At 48.2% G+C, this 21,416-nt stretch carries 17 protein-coding genes, 1 other RNA gene and 1 pseudogene; 18 read left to right on the top strand and 1 reads right to left on the bottom strand.

Annotated elements, in window-relative coordinates; translation table 11 throughout:
• Positions 1-77: 77 nt before the first annotated feature.
• The 4 genes from AC4EVX_RS08520 to AC4EVX_RS08505 all read left to right on the top strand — a co-directional run bounded on the left by AC4EVX_RS08520 (position 78) and on the right by AC4EVX_RS08505 (position 2,400).
• Positions 78-653, top strand: coding sequence for a nucleoside recognition domain-containing protein (locus tag AC4EVX_RS08520; protein WP_177977810.1), 576 nt, complete (start codon positions 78-80; stop codon positions 651-653).
• A 5-nt stretch (positions 654-658) separates the two neighbouring features.
• Positions 659-1,171 carry a spore maturation protein gene (locus tag AC4EVX_RS08515; RefSeq protein ID WP_177977811.1) on the top strand — a complete coding sequence of 171 codons (513 nt, stop codon included), beginning with the start codon at positions 659-661 and terminating at the stop codon, positions 1,169-1,171.
• Between the two features lie 186 nt (positions 1,172-1,357).
• Complete coding sequence (locus tag AC4EVX_RS08510; protein ID WP_490159989.1) at positions 1,358-1,798, top strand: MarR family winged helix-turn-helix transcriptional regulator; 441 nt, start codon at positions 1,358-1,360, stop codon at positions 1,796-1,798.
• A 17-nt stretch (positions 1,799-1,815) separates the two neighbouring features.
• A complete protein-coding gene (locus AC4EVX_RS08505; protein ID WP_490159988.1) occupies positions 1,816-2,400 on the top strand; it encodes a hypothetical protein in 585 nt (194 codons plus the stop codon).
• Positions 2,401-2,474: 74 nt separating this feature from the next.
• Here the strand turns inward: AC4EVX_RS08505 and AC4EVX_RS08500 are convergent, their stop codons facing one another.
• Entirely contained in the window at positions 2,475-4,343 is a 1,869-nt protein-coding gene (locus AC4EVX_RS08500) for a DUF885 domain-containing protein (protein ID WP_490159987.1), read from the bottom strand.
• A gap of 296 nt (positions 4,344-4,639) precedes the next feature.
• Between AC4EVX_RS08500 and metG the strand changes: the two genes are divergently transcribed.
• The 14 genes and pseudogenes from metG to AC4EVX_RS08430 all read left to right on the top strand — a co-directional run bounded on the left by metG (position 4,640) and on the right by AC4EVX_RS08430 (position 21,056).
• Complete coding sequence (metG, locus tag AC4EVX_RS08495) at positions 4,640-6,625, top strand: methionine--tRNA ligase (RefSeq protein WP_177977815.1); 1,986 nt, start codon at positions 4,640-4,642, stop codon at positions 6,623-6,625.
• A 72-nt stretch (positions 6,626-6,697) separates the two neighbouring features.
• On the top strand, positions 6,698-7,423 hold the full coding sequence (locus AC4EVX_RS08490; RefSeq protein ID WP_177977816.1) for a TraX family protein: 726 nt from the start codon (positions 6,698-6,700) through the stop codon (positions 7,421-7,423).
• A 111-nt stretch (positions 7,424-7,534) separates the two neighbouring features.
• Positions 7,535-8,302 (top strand): TatD family hydrolase, encoded by a 768-nt coding sequence (locus AC4EVX_RS08485; protein ID WP_177977817.1) that lies wholly within the window; start codon positions 7,535-7,537, stop codon positions 8,300-8,302.
• 197 nt (positions 8,303-8,499) lie between these two features.
• The gene (gene rsmA, locus AC4EVX_RS08480) at positions 8,500-9,366 is read left to right on the top strand and encodes a 16S rRNA (adenine(1518)-N(6)/adenine(1519)-N(6))-dimethyltransferase RsmA (RefSeq protein WP_177977818.1); all 867 of its coding nucleotides are present in this window, start codon (positions 8,500-8,502) and stop codon (positions 9,364-9,366) included.
• A gap of 1,466 nt (positions 9,367-10,832) precedes the next feature.
• Positions 10,833-11,231, top strand: a pseudogene (locus AC4EVX_RS08475) (DUF6128 domain-containing protein); the annotation flags it as partial.
• Positions 11,232-11,329: 98 nt separating this feature from the next.
• On the top strand, positions 11,330-11,962 hold the full coding sequence (gene tadA / locus AC4EVX_RS08470; RefSeq protein WP_308451435.1) for a tRNA adenosine(34) deaminase TadA: 633 nt from the start codon (positions 11,330-11,332) through the stop codon (positions 11,960-11,962).
• A 149-nt stretch (positions 11,963-12,111) separates the two neighbouring features.
• Positions 12,112-12,373, top strand: an RNA gene (gene ffs / locus AC4EVX_RS08465) — signal recognition particle sRNA large type.
• 416 nt (positions 12,374-12,789) lie between these two features.
• Entirely contained in the window at positions 12,790-13,866 is a 1,077-nt protein-coding gene (locus tag AC4EVX_RS08460; protein WP_308451434.1) for a 6-phosphofructokinase, read from the top strand.
• Positions 13,867-13,881: 15 nt separating this feature from the next.
• Entirely contained in the window at positions 13,882-15,603 is a 1,722-nt protein-coding gene (dnaX, locus tag AC4EVX_RS08455; protein ID WP_308451433.1) for a DNA polymerase III subunit gamma/tau, read from the top strand.
• A gap of 113 nt (positions 15,604-15,716) precedes the next feature.
• Positions 15,717-16,070: a YbaB/EbfC family nucleoid-associated protein gene (locus AC4EVX_RS08450; protein ID WP_177977821.1), complete on the top strand. Its 354-nt coding sequence runs from the start codon at positions 15,717-15,719 to the stop codon at positions 16,068-16,070.
• Position 16,071: 1 nt separating this feature from the next.
• Positions 16,072-16,668: a recombination mediator RecR gene (gene recR / locus AC4EVX_RS08445; RefSeq protein ID WP_308451432.1), complete on the top strand. Its 597-nt coding sequence runs from the start codon at positions 16,072-16,074 to the stop codon at positions 16,666-16,668.
• An 88-nt stretch (positions 16,669-16,756) separates the two neighbouring features.
• Positions 16,757-19,402 (top strand): tetratricopeptide repeat protein, encoded by a 2,646-nt coding sequence (locus AC4EVX_RS08440; RefSeq protein WP_490159986.1) that lies wholly within the window; start codon positions 16,757-16,759, stop codon positions 19,400-19,402.
• Between the two features lie 98 nt (positions 19,403-19,500).
• Positions 19,501-20,334 carry a Cof-type HAD-IIB family hydrolase gene (locus AC4EVX_RS08435; protein ID WP_177977823.1) on the top strand — a complete coding sequence of 278 codons (834 nt, stop codon included), beginning with the start codon at positions 19,501-19,503 and terminating at the stop codon, positions 20,332-20,334.
• The gene (locus AC4EVX_RS08430) at positions 20,334-21,056 is read left to right on the top strand and encodes a CvpA family protein (protein WP_177977824.1); all 723 of its coding nucleotides are present in this window, start codon (positions 20,334-20,336) and stop codon (positions 21,054-21,056) included. The genes AC4EVX_RS08435 and AC4EVX_RS08430 overlap by 1 nt, the downstream gene beginning before the upstream one ends.
• Positions 21,057-21,416 lie beyond the last annotated feature (360 nt).

Here is a 21,416-nt window from a genome sequence, read left to right as displayed (position 1 = left end):
AGTGGAATGGACTTAAAGTTCTGTCGCCTGAGATTTCTTCATAAAGTTTAGGGAGATCAAAGTGTCAGGATTTGCATATGCTGAATTATTTATGGAGTTTTATGATTCTTGCGGGATTACTCTTTGGAGCGGTCTGCGGGAATTTAGGAGAGGTAACCCAGGGTCTGATCGAATCTGCACAGGATGCGGTGGCTCTGGGTATTACTATGCTCGGAATGATGACGTTCTGGTGCGGAATCATGGAGATCGGGAAGCAGGCGGGACTTTTGGAATGGTTTACACAGAAAATGAATCCGCTCTTAAATTTCCTTTTCCCGGATCTGAAACCGGATCATCCGGCACGCGCTCCGATTGCAGTTAATATCGTCGCCAATGTGCTCGGACTCGGCATGGCAAGCACACCTGCGGGGCTTCTCGCAATGCAGGAGCTGGATGAGAAGAGGGACGGGAGGGCGACGAATGCGATGTGTACGTTTCTGGTGCTGAATATCTCATCTCTCCAACTGATTCCGGTGAGTATGATTGCGTACCGGAGCCAGTACGGTTCGCCTGATCCCGGTGCAGTCATCGGACCGGCGCTTTTAGCGACCTCGTGTTCCACGCTGACCGCTGTGATTTTCTGCAAAATCATGCAGAAAATTTCCGGGAGGTGAGAGTGATGCTTGTGTGGATTTCTCAGATGATTCTGCCACTTACAGTCGGATATATTGTCGGCTTCGCCGTGCTCGCCCGCCGTCCGGTGTTTGAGGATTTTCTTGGTGGAGCAAAGGATGGAATGAAGATGACGGCGGAGATTCTGCCGACTCTCGTCGGTCTGATGATCGCCGTCGGAGTTCTGCGAAGATCGGGATTTCTCGATGCAATCGCAGGACAGCTTCAGGGAATCGCAGGAATCTTGCATATACCGAGAGAGCTGATCCCACTTACGCTTGTCCGCCTTGTCTCAAACTCCGCAGGAACCGGACTTCTTCTCGACCTGTTTGAGACGTTTGGACCGGACTCAAGGATCGGAATGGCGGGTTCGGTGCTGATGAGCAGTACGGAGACGGTCTTTTACTGCATCAGCGTCTATTTTGGGGCGGTAAAGATCAGAAAGACGGGGTGGACGCTACCAGGTGCTCTTGTGGCGACGCTTGCCGGAATTATCGCGAGTTTGTGGGTTACGCGGTGATTCTGTGATGATTTCATGACGATTCCATGACAGGAAATCGAAAAAAACAAGGCTGATTTGATGGGTGGTTCACAAAAAAATCACAGAGATGTAAGGATTTTATAACAATCTGGCTGTTGTCGAAAAAAATAAAATCATGTATAATCAGGAAGAAGCTCTAGTCTTCATGGATAGCGAGGGAAAATTGTGGATACTTATGCGACTCTGAATGATGCGTTGGTAAATTTGTTCCGGGATGTGATGGACCTGGAGGAGAAAGCGATTATCACGCAGGAATATAAAGATATTACCAATAATGATATGCACGTCATTCAGGCGATCGGACTGGATGAGCCTAAAAATATGTCAACGATAGCACGCGAGCTGTCGGTGACAGTCGGAACGCTGACAATCGCGATGAACAGCCTTGTGAAGAAGGGGTATGTGAATCGAGAGCGCGGAACGGAGGATCGGAGAGTGGTCTACATCTCTCTGTCGGAAAAGGGAAGAAAGGCCTACCGACACCATGAAGAATTCCATCATCAGATGATCAATGCCATTTTGGAGAATCTGACACAGGAAGAAACGGAGAGTCTGGTAGAAGCGATGGCAAAGCTGAACCGATGGTTTCGCGGTCAGCAAAAGTAGAAGGAGGCACTTTGAAAATGAAAAGAGCAATCATGTGTTTCATCGGAGCCATGATGGTTTTCTCGTTAGCAGCATGTACACCGACGACAGAGAAGAATAAGACCGGTGAGGTAAAGCAGACAGAGGCACAGGGACCGACATCCACACAGGGTCCGGGTGTTGTGACAGACAAGAATCCGGATATGGACGCTCCGCAGTTGGAGGTCGTATCGATTTACGCACCGGCTGAGGACGGAAGCAAGCTGAACGTAAAGATGGAGTCCGTTGAGACTCTCGATGCGCAGTCACTTGTCGATCTGCTGATTCAGTATAACGTTCTTGCAGATGGAACGAAGGCCGTTTCCTACAAGACAGAGGGAAGCGTGGCAAGCGAGGAAGCTGGACCTGGAATTGCAAAGCCACAGCCGGGTATGCCGACGGAGGCACCGACACAGCAGGATGAGTACGGCACTCTTGAATTAAGCCAGTTCCCGGATGATGCAAAGGATCAGACGGTACAGGCCATTGTAAACACATTTACCGAGAACCTGAATGTGCAGTATCTGACGATCAAAGCCGGAGACAAGACAATTGCCGACAATCAGGGATTCAGCGATAAGTAAGAGAAAAATCAAAAAAGAAATTAAAAGAGAGAGCAGAGATCTAAATATGAGATTAGATCTTAGCTCTCTCTTTTTTAGAATTTCTGGTCGTTCAGCCATGCGGAGAAATAAGGCCCAATCACATCGAACGGGGCATTTCCCATATCAAGAAGAAAACGGTGAAATTCCATCAGTGAGAATCGTTCCCCGAGTTTTTTCTCAGCGGTCTTTCTCATCTGGTCAAACTCGAGAAATCCGACGTAGTAGGAGAGTGCGTTTGCCGGATTGTCGACAAGAGTTTCAAACAGTGCAGAGGCAACTTCTTCCGGCTTCTCGTAGTAGTCGGAGAGATACTCCTCGATCTGAGGAATTTCCCAGCCGTAGGCATTGACATAGAGATCGAGGCACGCCTGAATGCCAAGTGAGGCACTTGCATTCGCAGAGATTAGCTTTCCAAGATCGGAATCAAGCCCGTTGTCGAGTGTGTAGGCATACTGTTCGACATAGGTTGCCCACCCCTCTGTATATCCCGGAAATGAAAGGATTTTCCGCAGGGACGATTCATTTTGAGAGTGAAAATAAACGGTCTGATAGAGATGCCCCGGGTAACCTTCATGAGCGATCAGAGAGTAGAGTGGCTGGGAGGCATAGCGGTCACTGTGATTGATGTAGATCACATTGTTCTCAATGTCGTCGATCGCGGAGGTCAGGTAAAATGCAGGACTTAAAGAGAGCTCCAGTGCCTTCGGGACTTCCCGGATTGTGTAGTTGCATTCCGGAAGTGCGGGGAAATCTTGAAGCGTTTGCGCTTTAATCTCCTCCATGATTGCGGGAGCGTCTTTCTGCCGAAATTCCGGATTCAGAAAAGATTCCTGAAGTTCCGGTCGTCTCTTTAAGATCTCTGAACTTTCAAGCAGGGAGTCGCGAATGCTGTCCTCGATTGCCGACAGAAGATCAGAGAGTGAGGAATAGGAAGTTCCGGTAGCAGAGAAAACCTGATACTCATAATATCTCCTGCCGTTCGGGTATCCGCACTGTCCCTTCTCATTTTTGCCGGTTCCTTTGAGTGCAGTCAGACCGTCAATCAAAGTCTGATAGGCGGGGACAAAATCACTCTCGAGAAGTTCTGCATTTTTCTGTCGGAAAGTCTGTTTTTCGTCCTCGCTCAAATCGCCGATATCGTCGAGACGGCTGTTAAACGAGTCGATCATAAAGTTGTTCCCCGGAACGAGAAGGTAGCCCTCACACGATGAAATGACGCGCTCTAAAGAAGCATCACTCATCATCAGTCCGGCTTCTGCCTTCTGCTGTTCAAATGCGAGAATCTGTCCGTAGTAATCCCCGAGTTCGCCGAGAAGTTTAAAGTAATTTTCAACATCCTCACGCGAGTAAAACGGGTACTCGCAGAGAAGAACTGGAAGCTGTGCCTGAATGCCGATTGTCGGCGCGAGAGGCTGGGCGTAGAGTTCAAGTCCATCGCTCTTTGACTCTGTTCGCAGAAAGCTTTGAAGGATCTGAAGTGTGAGTTTCTGCTCATCGGTGAGAAGAGACGGGGAGAACGAATCAAGGGTCTCTTTGATCGTTTCGCGATCAGTGCGGTTTTGCTTCAGTTCCGAGAGAGAGACCGGCGCATAGAGATGCCTGGCGCTGTCAATACCGGCATCTGACGGATTTCTCAGAAGAAAATGAAGGTCGAGCAGGGAGCGGGAGGCTTCCCACTTAAAAAGTTCGTCCTCGACCTCGGAAAAATGTTTCTGCTCTGCAAGCTTTTGTTCATCATACTGCTCGTACTCTCTGGAGGAAGACTCTGGACTGTCGAGTGTCGAGGCGGTCTGAGAAGAGTTCTGAGAGGAGTGCGAATTCTCAGATGGTCTGAAAATCTGAGGCAGACAGCCGGTCATACAGACGGCGGTCAGAAGAATCGCAAGTACTCGATAAAAAATCCGTTTTCGTGATTGCTTCATAAAAATAAAATCCTTTCGTGTTATTTATAGTGTATTCACTGTGATTTTTTCCATTCCTTTGGATTTCTTTAATTTCCAGATATTATCATGTATCACTGAATATTTCCAGAACGTATTATAAGCGCAGAAAACGAGATTTGGCAAGATTGGGTTAAATTCCTGCGTTTTACAAATGGTATAAATGAGAACGGATTTTTTCGGCACTTCAGATTCCCAATCGCTTGTTTCTTGAGTTTTGTCACGGATTGTGATATAGTTTGAGTACTTTAGTTTATATATTTGGAGGAAAATGGCTCATGTGTCAGAATCAGGATTGTAATTGTAAGAAACCATATTATATCACAACTGCCATCGCCTACACATCCGGTAAGCCTCATATCGGCAATACCTACGAGATTGTGCTGGCGGACAGCATTGCCCGTTATAAGAGGGCTCAGGGCTACGAGGTACGGTTCCAGACCGGTACGGACGAGCACGGTCAGAAAATCGAGCTGAAAGCGGAAGCAGAGGGCATTACACCAAAGGAGTTCGTAGACAAGGTGGCAGGACAGATCAAGACAATCTGGGATCTGATGAACACCTCCTATGACAAATTTATCCGCACAACGGATGAGGATCACGAGAAGCAGGTACAGAAGATTTTCAAGAAGCTCTATGATCAGGGTGATATTTACAAGGGCTACTACGAGGGCATGTACTGTACTCCGTGTGAGTCTTTCTGGACTCCGTCTCAGCTTGTAGACGGCAAGTGCCCGGACTGTGGACGCGAGGTACAGCCGGCAAAGGAAGAGGCATACTTCTTCAAGATGAGCAAGTACGCAGATCGCCTGATTGCTTATATCAACGAGCATCCGGAGTTCATTCAGCCGGTATCGAGAAAGAATGAGATGATGAACAACTTCCTGCTCCCAGGTCTTCAGGATCTGTGCGTATCCCGTACTTCCTTCACCTGGGGCATTCCGGTATCCTTCGATCCGAAGCATGTCACCTATGTATGGCTGGATGCACTGACCAACTACATCACCGGTCTCGGCTATGATTGCGACGGTGAGAGTGGTGATCTGTTCAAGAAGTACTGGCCGGCAGACCTTCATCTGATCGGAAAAGACATCATCCGCTTCCATACGATTTACTGGCCGATCTTTTTGATGGCTCTCGATCTTCCGCTTCCGAAGCAGGTATTCGGTCATCCGTGGCTGTTACAGGGTGATGGCAAGATGAGTAAGTCCAAGGGAAATGTGCTTTACGCAGATACGCTTGTAGACTTCTTCGGTGTGGATGCCGTTCGTTACTTCGTTCTTCATGAGATGCCGTTCGAGAACGACGGTGTGATCTCCTGGGAGCTGATGGTAGAGCGCATGAATTCCGACCTTGCAAACATCCTCGGAAACCTTGTAAACCGCACGATCTCCATGACGAACAAGTACTTCGGCGGAGAGGTCAGAAACGGTGGGGCCAGCGAGGCTGTCGATGAGGATCTGAAGAATGTAGTTCTCGAGTCCGTGAAGAAGACTGATGCAAAGATGAACGATCTGCGCGTTGCAGATGCGATCACTGAGATTTTCAACATCTTCCGTCGTTGCAACAAGTACATTGATGAGACGATGCCGTGGTCTCTTGCAAAGGATGAGGAGAAAAAGGATCGCCTTGCGACCGTTCTCTACAACCTGACTGAGGCAATCACGATCGGCGCTTCCCTGCTTGAGTCCTTCATGCCGGAGACCTCCGAGAAGATCCTGAATCAGCTCCATGCACAGAAGCGTGAGCTGGCTGATATGAACCAGTTTGGTCTGTATCCGTCAGGTGAGCATGTGACCGACAAGCCGGAGATTCTGTTTGCCCGTATGGATCTCAAGGAAGTGATGGAGAAGGTTGAGGCAATGCAGACAAGTGCAAAGGCTGAGGCAGAACCGGATAAGACCGACGAGGAGCCGGTGATCGACATCGAGGCAAAGCCGGAGATCACCTACGATGATTTTGCGAAACTTCAGTTCCAGGTTGGCGAGATCATCAAGTGTGAGGCAGTGAAAAAGTCCAAGAAACTGCTGTGCTCTCAGGTAAAGATTGGAAGCCAGGTAAAGCAGATTGTCAGCGGAATCAAGGCTCACTACTCACCGGAAGAGATGGTCGGAAAGAAGGTTATGGTTGTCGTAAACCTGAAGCCGGCAAAGCTCGCCGGTGTACTCTCTGAGGGTATGCTTCTGTGCGCAGAGGATGCAGATGGAAATCTGTCTCTGATGGTTCCGGAGAAGAAGATGCCGGCAGGAGCGGAGATCTGCTAAATGACTGTGCAAAATAGAAAAAGCAGTCAAATCAGATCATACAGACCGCAGACGAACCAGAAGAACGGGAGAATGGGAACACCCGGCACGGTTTATCTCAGTGGAAATGTGCTCAAGTGGATTGCAATGATCGCGATGTTCATCGACCACAGTGCGGTTGTGCTGATTGAGAACCGTTTCCTCGGCGGACAGACAGCGGGGGTGGATTATGCCCTCGCTCTCGCCCAGCCGGGACCGTGGTGGAAGTTGGATCTGGTGATGCGCCTGATCGGGCGCCTTGCCTTTCCGATTTTCTGTTTTCTCTTAGTTGAGGGTTTTGTTCATACGAGAAGTGTCAAAGATTATGCGATGCGCCTTGCCCTGCTCGCCTGCGTCTCGGAGATTCCGTTTGATCTGGCAATTTTTGGGAAAGCGTTTTACTGGGATTATCAGAATGTTGCCTTTACGCTTTTGCTTGGAATCGGTGCGATGAGCGCGTGGAAAAAGTGTGAGGGAAAATCAGTCTTTCAGGTACTCTCGGCAGGGGGCTTTTGTCTGATGGCGATGATGGTCGACTGTGATTACGGAGCGTTCGGAGTCTTTTTGATTGTGCTTCTCTATGCGCTCAGGGAAAATCGTCGCTGGCAGGCAATCTTTGGTGCATTATCTGTTCTCTGGGAGAATTCCGCACCGCTTGCGTTTATTCTGATCTATTTTTATAACGGGGAGCGGGGAAAAGCAAACTGGAAATATCTTTTCTACACGTTTTATCCGCTCCATCTTTTGATTCTCGCAGGTATTGCAAGAATCCTCGGATAGGAATGCTCTGGCTTGGAAGGTATGGTATCATGAGGTATCATTCTGAGTCAGAGTATTTTTTTACCCCAGTTATTGAAGCTGATTGAAATAATTTTACAGGAGGGAAAAAGGATGATTTTTGATACCCACGCACACTATGACGATGAAGCCTTTGACGCTGACAGAGATGAACTTCTTCGCAGTTTTCCGGAAAATGGAATCGAGGCGATTGTCAATGTCGGAGCGAGCATCCAGACGACAAAAAATACACTGGAACTGATAAAAAAATATCCGTTTGTCTACGGAGCAGTCGGTGTTCATCCGAATGAGACCGGAGAGTTAAACGATCATCTGATCGATTGGCTGAAGCATGTCGCAAAAGAGCCGAAGGTTGTTGCAATCGGGGAGATCGGTCTTGACTATCACTGGGAAGAGCCGGAACCGGAGGTGCAGAAGCACTGGTTTGTGCGCCAGCTTGAGATTGCGAAAGAGACAAAACTTCCGGTGATCATTCACAGCCGTGAGGCAGCAAAAGATACGATGGATCTGATGAAGGCGGAGAAGGCGGGAGAGATCGGCGGTGTGATTCACTGTTATTCATACAGTCTCGAGCAGGCAAAGGAATATTTGAACATGGGATTTTATCTCGGAATCGGCGGAGTCCTGACGTTTAACAATGCAAAAAAACTGAAAGAGGTTGTGGAGTACATGCCACTTGACCGGATTGTGCTTGAGACTGACTGCCCGTACCTCTCACCGGTTCCGAATCGCGGAAAGAGAAACTCGTCGCTGAATCTGCCATATGTGGTCGCAGAGATCAGCCGGATCAAGCAGATCCCGGAGGAAAAGATTATTGAGGTGACAAATCAGAACGCAAAGAAGATGTATCGTCTGGTGTAATTATGTAATTGCCGGATATAATTGTCAGCTATAAGCGTCAGACCGTTTGTGATGGTCTAATCATTGGGCGTAAGTGTCTAGCATAAGTAGCTGTCATAAGTGTCTGTTGCAATCTTGCACTGGGGCATAAAAGCTGATACAATGAAAACGCATTTTGGATGGGAAAAACCGAACACAAGAAGGAGTAAAAATTGCCGATGGGAGAAAAACTTGGAAACCCGAAAAATACGATAGAAGTAATACAGAAATATGGATTTGCATTCCAGAAAAAGTTCGGACAGAACTTTCTGATTGATCCGCATGTACTGGAAAAAATCATCGCGTCAGCAGGCGTTACGAAAGATGATATGGTTCTCGAGATCGGACCGGGAATCGGAACGATGACGCAGTATTTGGCGGAGTCAGCCGGTCGTGTGGTTGCAGTCGAGATCGATAATAACCTGATTCCGATTCTTCAGGAGACGCTCAAGGACTATGATAACGTGACGGTGATTCACAATGATATTCTGAAAGTGGATATTGCAGAGCTTGCAGAGAAGTACAACGGCGGACGTCCGATCAAGGTTGTCGCAAATCTGCCGTACTACATCACGACGCCGATCATCATGGGACTTTTTGAGAGCCATGTCCCGATTGACAATATCACAGTTATGGTGCAGAAGGAAGTTGCAGACAGAATGCAGGAGGGTCCGGGTTCCAAGAATTATGGAGCACTTTCTCTTGCTGTTCAGTACTATGCAGAGCCATATATCGTTGCAAATGTTCCGCCGAACTGTTTTATTCCGCGCCCGAGTGTAGGTTCTGCGGTGATTCGTCTGACGCGCCACAAGGATGCACCGGTTCAGACGAAGGATGAGCAGATGATGTTCCGCCTGATTCGTGCGTCATTCAATCAGCGCAGAAAGACGTTGCAGAATGGACTTAACAATGCATCTGATCTGCATTTCACAAAGGAGCAGATTGCAAGCGCAATCGAGAGCATGGGACTTCCGCCGGCAGTCCGTGGAGAGACGCTGACACTTGAACAGTTTGCAAAACTGACAGATCTTCTTGTCGAATTATAATTTAAAAGAAAAATCATAAATGAGATATGCCACTCATACACTTGATATGTAGGGGCGCAGGACGGTATCGGTTCTGTGCGAAAAGCAGAGCGTTGTCCATAAAAATGACAGCATAAGAAACAGAGAAAGTGGTTTGCAGTCATGAAAAAATGGACGCTGGATGGACGGCAAAAAGGGGTGAGTGCATGTCTCATTATCGAAGACTTATTTCATACATCTATGCGTATGAGGGCAGTGTAAAAGGAAAAAATATCGGGTATGCAAAGATCGAGATCCGTGGTGGACAGTGCCGGATTCAGGCGAATGTCAAACACATCTATGTGGGCGGAGGTGAGATCGGCGTGTATCTTTTGACCCCGGGAGAGGAATTGCTTCTGGGGCGAATTTTTATCCGGAATGGGGCGGGAGAATATCGGACTCAGGTGAATCCGGATAATATTGACGGGAGCGGATGCCGGATTGATCAGTGCTATGGACTCACAATTCACGATGTGGAGAATGCGTGGCAGTGCTGGACAACGATCTGGGAAGATGCAGTTGCTCAGACTGCGGAGCTTGAGCTTGCGGATGTGACTGCAGAGAATCAGAGAAAGATTGACGAAGAGCAGAAAAATGCGAGTCGGATCGAGGAAAATCAATCCGAGGAAGAACGGATGGAAGTGAAGCAGAGCGAGCCAAAGCCAGAAGTAGATTTGGCGCAGAGGGAAGAGGAGAACGACGCCGGCGAGAGGGCTTCTGAGACGAAGAACCTTCCAGACCATGCAGATCAGAAGTATACAGATCAAAGTTCAGAAGGTTTGGAAAATCCGGAAGTCTCGGAGGATCAGAGCCAGCAGAATCCGGTTGACCAGACGGACGTTGACGACGAGAGGCTTCCGATTTCGAGTGAGATTGAGCGAGAATTGACTGCACAGGAAAAATGGCAGGACGAGGCTGCTCCATGGGGGGAAATGAACGAAACATTGACGGTGTTGTCCGAAGAAAATCTCAAAAAAGAAAGTTATGGAAAAGAAGATTTAAAAAAAGAGGAGCAGAGTGCGATGCAAGCAAATTCCACCCAGAATACGCTCGGGCAGGTGGATACGGTTGCCCGTCTGATGGCGGGAATTCGCACTGCAATTTCCGGAAACGGGACGGCATCGGGGCTTCTCTCCTCCGCAATTCGCACGGTACAAAATGTCGCGATGGAAAATAATTTTGGAAACGACATTCCGAATGAGATGGATGCAGAAATTTCTCAATCGGGAGCGCCAAAATCGGAGTCCCAAAAACCTGAAAGAAATGTTCTCGAAGAAAAGCTGAAAGAGCGGTGGAAGGAGACGAAGAAAAACACTTTACAAGAGGGAGAAAATTCCAAAAACACTCAAAAGAATGATGATAAAAATCAGAAGAATGATGATAAAAAAAGGGAGAAGAAACCGGCGGAGACAGAGCCATTTCCGGAACTTGAAAATTCCGATTTTCTCAGAGAACTTGATCGCCTTGAGCGCGAGAATAATGGAGCGGATCATCTCTGGAAACAGCTTCAGCACAGATACGTTCGCGTGCTTGCATTTGACTATGAGAAGGGCTGTGAGATCCTTTCCATTCGCCCACAGGACATTGGACTTTTACCGCGTGAGATCTGGCATTACGGGAATAACAGTTTTCTCTTGCACGGCTATTACAATTACCGTCATCTGATTCTTGCGAGGATGAACAATCCGCAGGGACCGTACCGCTATCTGCTTGGAGTGCCGGGACATTATTTCAGCAATGAAAAATATCTTGCATCGATGTTTGGATTTCCGCACTTTGTGCTGGCAAGAAAACAGCCGGATCAGGACGGTCGTTTTGGTTACTGGTACACGGAAATTCGTCTGTGAAAAACTGAGAAAATAAAAAGAGAAAACGTTAAGAGAATTCAGGAATACATCAGGGAAAATAAAAAAAGAAATGGCACAGAACGAGGATGGAATTAAGGATGGATCAGAAAAAACAGGGTGATAAAAATCTGGCTGTGGAGACTGTAATTTTGACAGAGGAACAGAAGCGGGCAGAGAGAAAAAAGGGCGAAGCGACGAGGCAGAAACGCTGGGAGCAGAGACAGGAAAAAAAGCGTCAGGAAGAACAGCGTCGACTGCAGGTTTTGGAAGCGCAGAGAGAGATGGATGAAGGCTTTATGAGAGAGGCAGTTCGTCAGGCGAAAAAGGCAGGAAAACTTGGCGACGTGCCGATCGGCTGTGTGATTGTGAAAGACGGGAAAATTATTTCCCGCGGATACAACCGCCGAAATGCCGACAAGACCGTGCTCTCTCATGCGGAAATCACAGCGATCCGACGCGCGTGTGCGAAACTCGGTGATTGGCGCCTTGAAGACTGTACGCTCTACGTTACACTTGAGCCGTGCCCGATGTGCGCGGGGGCAATTGTGCAGGCGCGGGTTCCGACGGTTGTGATCGGGAGCAGAAATCCGAAAGCAGGCTGTGCCGGATCGGTGATGGATCTCTTTCACCAGAAAGGATTGAATCATCAGGTGGATTTGAGAGAGGGAATTCTCGGAGAAATCTGTTCCGATCTCCTGACGAATTTCTTTTTGAGTCTGAGAAAAAAGTAGAAATGAGGACAGGAACGTTTTTCTTGACAAAATGAGGACGGAACGGTATACTAAAAAAACAGCGTTCATAAAACAAAATGATCGCAAGACGAGACAACGTGAAAGAGATGAGAATACGTTGTCGTCCAAATGACTACGTTATAAAGTTTCCGCGCAGCCGGGGAGATAGCGGTGCCCTGTATCTGCAATCCGCTCCAGCAGAGGTGATATCCCGCCTCGGATATGGACTTGCAGGGCTGCCCCTGATAAGTGGCGTTGACGTTTGGGTCTTACGCAACAGAACCTCATGAACCGTGTCAGGGCAGGAATGCAGCAGCACTAAGTGGGACCTTCTGTGTGCCGTAAGGGAGCCTGGGCCGAGCTGGCTGTCAGGGTAACGCCTGTGAGCCTTATACAAAGCGGGATGCGCGGATTTAATTATAAAAATGGGTGATTGTGGGAGGACAGATTGACCGTGCAATCACAAAAAATAAGACATAGAAATACGAAACTGAGAGAGGAATCTGATCGACCGGGAGGTTGTCAGGTTCCTCTTTTGCACTCGGCGCAAGAATGCGCCAAGGCACATTCTTTTTTGGTTTTATTCAAGAAACCGTAAGAAACGAAGATAATAATTGATAGACAAACGGGAATTTGTTGGAGTATAATATCAAAATGGGTGGAGTCTCGCCCATTTTAAAAAGAATTTGAGTAAATAAGCAAAAGCATCAAGAGAATCAAATATCGGTCGGAATCTATCGATCGAGGAAAGTGCCGTAAGATAACATTGTAACACCGATAGGACCAGATAACATTCAAAGAGAGTGAAGAGAAAGGATGTGTCTTCCATGAGAGTAGGAATGCTGACAAGTGGCGGAGATTGCCAGAGCCTGAATGCAACCATGCGTGGTGTGGCAAAGGCTTTATACAAGATGTATGAGGATGTGGAGATTGTAGGATTTGAGGATGGTTACAAGGGTCTGATGTATGCAGATTATAAAATCATGAAACCATCTGATTTTTCAGGAATTCTGACAAAGGGAGGCACGATTCTCGGAACTTCCAGACAGCCGTTTAAGCTCATGCGGACTCCGGATGAGAATGGTTTAGACAAGGTGGAAGCGATGAAGCACACCTACCGCAAGCTGAAGCTCGAGTGTCTTGTGGTTCTTGGTGGAAACGGAAGTCAGAAAACTGCAAATCTTTTAAGACAGGAGGGACTTAACATTGTATCCCTGCCAAAGACGATTGACAATGACCTCTGGGGAACCGATATTACCTTTGGTTTTCAGAGTGCGATTAATGTGGCGACGAATGCAATCGACTGTATTCACACCACGGCAGCTTCCCATGGACGTGTCTTTATCGTTGAGGTCATGGGACATAAGGTCGGCTGGCTGACTCTCTATGCAGGAATTGCCGGAGGCGCAGATATTATTCTTCTGCCGGAGATTCCATATGATATCAATGTTGTCATCAGCGCACTCAGAGAGAGAACCCGTCAGGGCAAGCGTTTTTCGATCCTTGCTGTCGCAGAGGGCGCAATCTCAAAAGAGGATGCCGGACTGACAAAGAAAGAACTGAAAGAAAAGAAAAAGAGCGGACTGGTTTATCCGTCTGTTGCTTATGAGCTTGGTGCAAAGATCACCGAGATGACCGGTCAGGAAGTCCGAGTGACAGTTCCTGGTCACATGCAGAGAGGTGGAGAGCCGAGTCCTTACGATCGTGTGCTTGCGACCCGCCTTGGAGCAGAGGCAGCAAAGCTCATTCAGAATAAAAAATATGGCTATATGGTAGCTGTGAAAAACAACGAGATCGCAGAGGTTCCGTTGGAGGAAGTTGCCGGACGCTTAAAGACCGTTGATCCGAACTGCGCTATGATTCAGGAAGCGAAGATGGTGGGAATCAGTTTCGGAGACGAATAGAATTGAGGGAACATTATGTCATACACCGCACTTTACCGCAAATGGCGTCCTGTCCGATTTGATGATGTTTACGGGCAGGATCATATTGTACAGACACTGAAAAATCAGATTATCAGCCAGAGAATCGGTCACGCCTATCTGTTCTGCGGAACGAGAGGAACCGGAAAGACTTCGATTGCAAAGATTTTTTCGAGAGCTGTCAACTGTGAACATCCGGTCAATGGAAGCCCGTGCAACGAATGTGAGACTTGCAGGAGTATTCTGACCGGAAGTTCCATGAACGTGGTGGAGATTGATGCGGCATCCAACAATGGTGTAGAAAATATCCGTGAAATCCGTGAGCAGGTTCAGTACCCACCGACGGAGGGAAAATACCGGGTCTATATCATTGACGAGGTGCATATGCTTTCTGTCGGGGCATTCAATGCACTTTTAAAAACACTTGAGGAACCGCCGTCGTATGTGATTTTTATTCTGGCGACGACGGAGGTACACAAGATTCCGATCACGGTGCTCTCGAGATGTCAGCGCTATGATTTTAAGCGAATTACGATTGACACGATTGCGACGCGCCTTCGCGAGCTTGTGACTGCGGAGAAAATCGAGGTCGAGGAGAAGGCACTGCGCTACATCGCGAAGGCCGGAGACGGTTCGATGCGAGATGCGCTGAGTCTGCTCGATCAGTGCGTGGCATTTCACTATGGCACGCTTCTGACTTATGACAATGTTCTCGATGTGCTCGGTGCCGTCGATACGTCCGTTTTCAGTGCCCTTCTGCGCGCTGTGATTGCGAAGGACACGACTGTGTGCATGAAACAGCTCGAGGAGATGGTGATTCAGGGACGCGAGCTCGGACAGTTTGTCATCGATTTTATCTGGTATCTGCGAAATCTGTTGATCCTAAAGACGACGGACGATGCAGAGAGCATGCTTGAAATGTCGGAGGAAAACTTGAATCAGCTTCGGGAAGAGTCGCAGATGATTGAGGGGGAGACCCTGATGCGCTACATTCGTATTTTCTCGGAACTCTCCGGTCAGCTCCGCTATGCGAGCCAAAAGCGAGTGCTGATTGAAATTGCGCTGATCAAGCTGACAAAACCTCAGATGGAGCAGAATCTCGACTCGATCCTGCAACGCTTAAATGAGCTTGAGGAGCGTCTTGACGAGACACCGGTGATGACCGAGGCGATGATGCAGCAGATGAGCGCCCGGATGAGTGCGCAGATGAATGTTCAGATGGCGGAAATGGCAAATGGAAATCCGGGAAATAGTATGGTCGGCGCACAGGCTGGCGCTGGCGCAGAGATTTCTGGACTTTCAGATAATCCGGTCGCAGGCGGTAACGGGATGCAGATGATTTCCCAGCCTGCTTTGATTGCGCCTGAGCAGGTCGCGATTCCGAAGGCACAGCTTGAAGATCTGAATCTGATCCGTCAGGAGTGGGGGAAGATTATCCGCGAGCTCGGCGGAGCGATCCGACCGAGTTTTCGCGACACGATTCTTGAGCCGAGTGGAGAGAGCTGTCTTTGCATCGTCTTTTCGATTCGCGACAATTACGAGATTGGAAGCAGACCGACGATTCTCGGTGAGCTTGAAAAGCATGTAAAAGAGCGATACGGGAAAGACATTTATTTCAAGACCCGTCTCAGAGAGGAAGGCGAGCGCTTAAACACGATTTACGTCAGCGACGAGGAACTCAAAGAGGCGATCCACATGGAGATCCAGGTGGAGGATTAGACTAGAGACAAGTCTCAGATTTCATTTGAAGAAAAGGTTTTAAAGAAAAGATTTAAACAAAAACAATAAAGAAAAAGAAAAATAAAAAAGAAAAGAAAGAGAAGGAAAGACACATGGCAAAGCGTGGTGGATTCCCGGGCGGAATGCCGGGCAATATGAATAATCTGATGAAGCAGGCACAGAGAATGCAGAGACAGATGGAGGAGACGACGAAAGAGCTTGAGGAGAAGCAGTACTCTGCATCCGCAGGTGGCGGAGCTGTGACCGTGACTGTTACCGGAAAGAAGGAGGTTCTCTCCGTAGCACTCTCTGAGGAAGTTGTAGATCCGGACGACATCGAGATGCTTCAGGATCTGATTGTCGCAGCGACAAACGAGGCAATGCGCAAGGCAGATGAGGAGTCTCAGGCAATGATGTCGAAGCTGACCGGTGGACTCGGCAGTCTGGGCGGAGGATTCCCGTTCTAAGATGGATTATTACAGCAGTCAGATTACGCGGTTAATGGAAGAACTGTCAAAGTTGCCGGGCGTGGGAAATAAATCCGCCCAGCGACTTGCTTTTCATATCATCAATATGCCACAGGAGCAGGTGGATAGCCTTGCTTCGGCGATTACAGAGGCGAAAGCTAATATCCGGTATTGTAAGGAGTGCTGGACACTGACTGATCAGGAACTCTGTCCGATTTGCAGCAGTGATCGGAGAGATCATAAAACGATTATGGTAGTGGAAAATACCAGAGATCTTGCTGCATATGAGAAGACCGGAAAGTATGACGGTGTCTATCATGTGTTGCACGGAGCGATTTCCCCGATGCTGGGAATCGGACCGAATGATATCAGGTTAAAAGAGCTGATGCAACGTCTTCAGGGCGATGTGAAGGAAGTGATCATTGCGACCAATTCCAGTCTTGAGGGCGAGACGACAGCGATGTATATCAGCAAACTGGTGAAACCGACGGGAATTCGCGTAACGCGGATTGCGAGCGGAGTGCCGGTTGGCGGAGATCTGGAATATATAGATGAGGTGACCCTTTCGAGGGCGCTGGAGGGCCGTATTCCACTTTGATTTGAGATGCAAGAGCGCGAATAGGAAGTGCAGGTTTAATAAAAATCGCAATGTAAGGAAAATGGAATGCGGATGAGGAGTGCATAAGATGGATAAGTATGAGTTTAACATAAAAATAGAGCAGATGAGAAAGCTCGTCAATCGTGGAGATTATGAGACGGCAATGAAGATTGCAGACACGATTGACTGGAAGAAGGTTCGCAATGCCAATCTGCTTTCAATGGTTGCGACAATTTATGAGAAAAACGGAGAGTATCAGGATTCCAAGGACATTCTGCTTCTGGCATTTGAGCGTGCCCCGATCGGAAAACGTCTGCTGTACAAGCTGACGGATCTGGCTCTCAAAGAGGGCAATATCAAGGAGGCAGAGGATTATTATCGGGAGTTCTGTGATTTAGCAGGAGATGATCCGCGCCAGCAGTTATTGCGCTATAAGATTTTGAAGCAGATGAACGCACCGTTGGAACAGCAGATTCACTCTCTCGAAAGCTACAATGCAGAGGAGCTTGATGAGAAGTGGCTGTACGAACTTGCCGAGCTTTACCAGAAGGCAGGAAATGCGGAGCGCTGTGTTGCAACCTGCGATAAGATTATGCTGATGTTTGGTCTGGGCAAGTATGTGGACAAGGCGATGGAACTGAAAGTTCAGTATGCACCGCTCAACAAGTACCAGACAGATCTTGTGGAGAACCGTGACAAATATGAGGAGAAACTGCGCGCTGTGGAGCAGTCCTTTGCATCAGGTGATGGAATGGCATCTCTTGAGATGGAGAATGATTCTGATGAGGTGGACGATGCAGATCTTCTTCCTGATGAGCAGTTTGAGGAGAATGAGGAAGCTGTTGCAGAGGTAGAAAACACAGTGATGGATGAGCGTGATAAAACTGCTGAGACGGTTGAATCTGTTCAAGCTGAGAATCAGGTCAAGAATCTGATCGAGAATCAGGTTCAGGTGCCTGAGAAGGCAGAAGAAGAAGCTGTGGCTTCTGTGGAGACTGTGGATACAGAATCGGCAAAGAAAGCGGAGCAGACGGCGACAAAGAAGACAGAGCCGGTTGCAGTGGTAAGTGCAGAGGCAGCAGATGTAGATGGAAACGTGGATGCTGAGGCTGAGACACAGAGCACAGTGGCAGAATCCGAAAGTTTGCTTGGTGAGTCTGCAAATGCGGTTGCTGGGGATGAGTCTGCCCCGAGTCAGGATATGGGTATGGATGTTCGGGAAGAAGTTGAGCCGGAGACTGCACAGAGAGTGACCGCACCGACTATGGTTGCAGAACCGGAAGAAATCTCGGAGGAGATTCCGCTTCCGAAGCCGGATCTGCCATATGAGAAGGAGAACATTGCGGTTGCAGTGAAGCAGGCGGAGGTTGAGCAGAGTCTGGCACGGGAAATGTCACGTTTAAAAGATCTTCCGGTTCAGGAAGATTCTGATCTTGGAAAGACCAGAGTGCTCAGCGAGATTCGCCGTGCTCCATCTCCGGTACCGGCAACATCATCCGCTCCGGGATCTTCTTCATCGAGCGCGTTTTCTGCAACTTCAAAAATCGCAGAGAAGGCAGTTAAGATCGAGGAGCCAGAGATGATAGTCGAAGATCTCGACGAGGAGGATGAGGCAGAGCCGAGCATCAAGAATTATCTGATGATTGAGGCGCGCACTCCGGAGAAGGGACTCGAGCTTGCAGTCAAGACACTCAAGGAGATTCACAGAGAGAGCGGAAGAAAGAACCCGGTTGCAAAGATTACAGGTTCTCGCTTAAACAAGAGAGGAATCCTTGCGAGTGCTTCCAAGCTGGCAGGAAAAGATCTGATTGTCGAGGAGGCAGGCGATCTGACATCTGCAATGCTGAAAGAACTGGATCAGATGATTGAGCGTGATACGACGGGAATGAGAATTCTCCTGATTGACAACCCGAAGCAGATGGAGACGATGAACCGCCAGAATCCATTCCTCACGGCTCGTTTTGAGCGCATTTCCTGTGAGAGTGGAAGAGAAGAAGATAGCTTGCATCACGTTTCCGGAACCTCAGCAGTGCGTCCGGCAGAAAAGTCAGTTTCTCAGGCACAGTCAGCGCAGATGACAGAAGTTCATCCGGCGAAGCCTCAGCAGGCAGAGGTTGATGTGGAGATTTCGCCGATTGATGGTGGTGGAAGTAGAAAATCCGAAGGCAGAGGTGCAGAGCCAGATTATTACGAGGATGGCAGAAGATACGCAGAGGCGCAGAAGGCAAAAGCGAAGGTGGGTGCAACTGCAACCGTAAAACTTTCCAAGAAGGAAGAGCCGGAGAGACTCGAGAGATCAGAAAAATCAGAAAGGCCGGAAAAAAATGACGGCTTTGAGTTTGAGAGGGAAGAGGAGCGTCCGGTGAGACAGGTTGAGCCGGTAACCGACGGTGCAATGCGCGCTCCGGACCCGGAGCCGGAGTATGAGCAGGAAGAGTATCAGGAGGATGATGGTGCAGAGATGGATATCGATGAATTTGCACAGTACTGTTGCAAATATGCGTCGGACATCGATTGTAGCATCACCGGAAAGAGCATGCTTGCACTCTATGAAAGAATCGAGATCATGGAAGAGGATGGGATTGCGTTGACGAAGACGGCGGCGGAGGATCTGATTGAGGAAGCCGCAGATCGCGCAGAGAAACCTTCGATGGGAAATCGTTTAAAGGGATTGTTTTCCTCCAAGTATGACAAGGATGGTCTGCTGATTCTGAAGGAAGAGCATTTTATTTAAGCAGGAAGCTTCGACTTCTGTAAGTCGGGTGAGTTCAGGCTAAGTGTATGCACTAGGTGTACGCTGTAAGATTATTTGTATCATATAAGGGGAGAAAGATGGATATCAAGTTAATTGCTCTGGATTTGGATGGAACTCTTCTGGACAGTCAGAAGAGGCTGTCCGACCGAAATCGGTCGGTTCTCGAGGAATGTGTGCGCCGTGGGATTTATGTAGTGCCATGTACCGGACGAATTTGGGGAGGAATCCCTGATTTCATCCGAGAATTCCCGGGTATTCGCTATGCGATCACGACAAATGGAGCGGTCGTGGAGGATGTCAGGGAGCATCAGATCATTGATGAGAGAAAATTAACCTGCACGCAGGCGCTCGAGATTCTTGAGATGGCACATCAGTTTCATACCATGTATGATGTCTATGTAAATGGAGAGGCGTTCGGTGAGGAGAGATTTCTCAAAAATCTGGAGTCATTCTTGATTCCGGCGACGCTTCAGGGAATGATCCGTGCTACAAGAAAGGTTGTGCCGGATGTGGCGGAGAAAGTGCGCCAGTTAAATATTCCGGCGGAAAAAATCAATTACTTTTTTGATGATCTTGAGGAGAGAGCGCGCGCAAAGAAGGCACTTGAGGCGAGAGGTGACGTAGTCATCAGCTCTTCATTTAAGGATAATCTGGAAATCAATGCGCTCGGAGCGACGAAGGGAGATGCAATTCTGCGTCTTGCCAGGTATCTGGGACTCAAACCGGAGGAGACGATGGGATTTGGTGATGGCGGAAATGATTTGACGATGATGAAAAAGGCTGGCGTCGGAGTCGCAATGGGAAATGCAGAAGAGGAGATCAAGGAAGCATCCAATTATGTGACTGCATCGAATGATGAGGATGGAGTTGCATGGGCAATTGAAAAACTGGTGCTGAGAAGAGAGGGCTGATGATGAAGGAAATCATGGATCATTGGCTTTTCTGGTTGGTAGTGATTTTTTTGCTTGGAATGATTCTGTATGGTCATTACCGCGGTTTGATTCATAAGATCCTCACGGTGTCTTCTCTGATTGTCGGGATGGTTTTTGCACGCATTGCAGTCCCCTATGTGACGGGATTGTTGCGGAAGCATACCAATCTCTACTCCGTGATAGGAAAGGCACTGCTGAAAGTTGCGGGAGGTCCAGGGGCGGAGCTCGGGGATCTGCTTCCGGCACAGCAGAGAGAACTGATCGGACGGCTTCATCTTCCGTCCCAGATGAAAGATGCACTTCTGGCAAACAACAACTATGAGATTTATAAATTACTCGGGGTGGATGCGTTCCGGGGGTATTTGGAGCGCTCTCTATCGAATATGATGTTGAATCTGATTGTTTCTGTGCTGGTCTTTATGGTGGCGTTCTTTCTTCTGCGGGGAATCGGAATCTGCCTGAATCTGGTCTCGAGACTGCCGATTCTGTCTGGAGTCAATCAGCTTGCAGGAGCAGTTGTTGGAGGACTTGAGGGACTTTTTATCCTGTGGACGCTCGCGCTTCTTGTGCGCGCCTGTTCGTCTGCCGGGTGGGTACAGCCAATTCTCGGACAGATTCAGGAGAGCGTGTGTCTGACTTTTCTCTATGAGCATAATCTGTTTAACTGGTTGATGATGAGTATTCTGAACTGTCTGGGGTAGGCAGTTCAGAATATGTTATTGTTTATGTCTTACACAAAAAATAAAAAAGTGAAAGAGAGTGCTTGACAGAATTTGACAGACATGGTATAGTATATACCACTGCGAGAGCAGTGAAGAACAGCAAAAAAGATAGGATAAAAAAGTTGTTGACAAAGCGAAGACAACATGATATACTATCAAAGTTGCTGTTGAGCAACACGAAAAGCGAAACGGAAACGCTTCGGAAAAAACTTTTCAAAAAAGTGCTTGACAAAATCAAACAGCTCTGATATAATGAACGAGTTGCTGATGAGAACAGGCAACAGACTGAACCTTGAAAATGAAAGATTGAACAGTGTTTAAAACCCTGAAAATTCTTAT

It is taken from the genome of Brotaphodocola sp., from assembly GCF_983179755.1.
The sequence above is the reverse complement of the archived record's forward strand: the minus strand, read 5'-3'. Positions and strand labels throughout refer to the sequence as shown.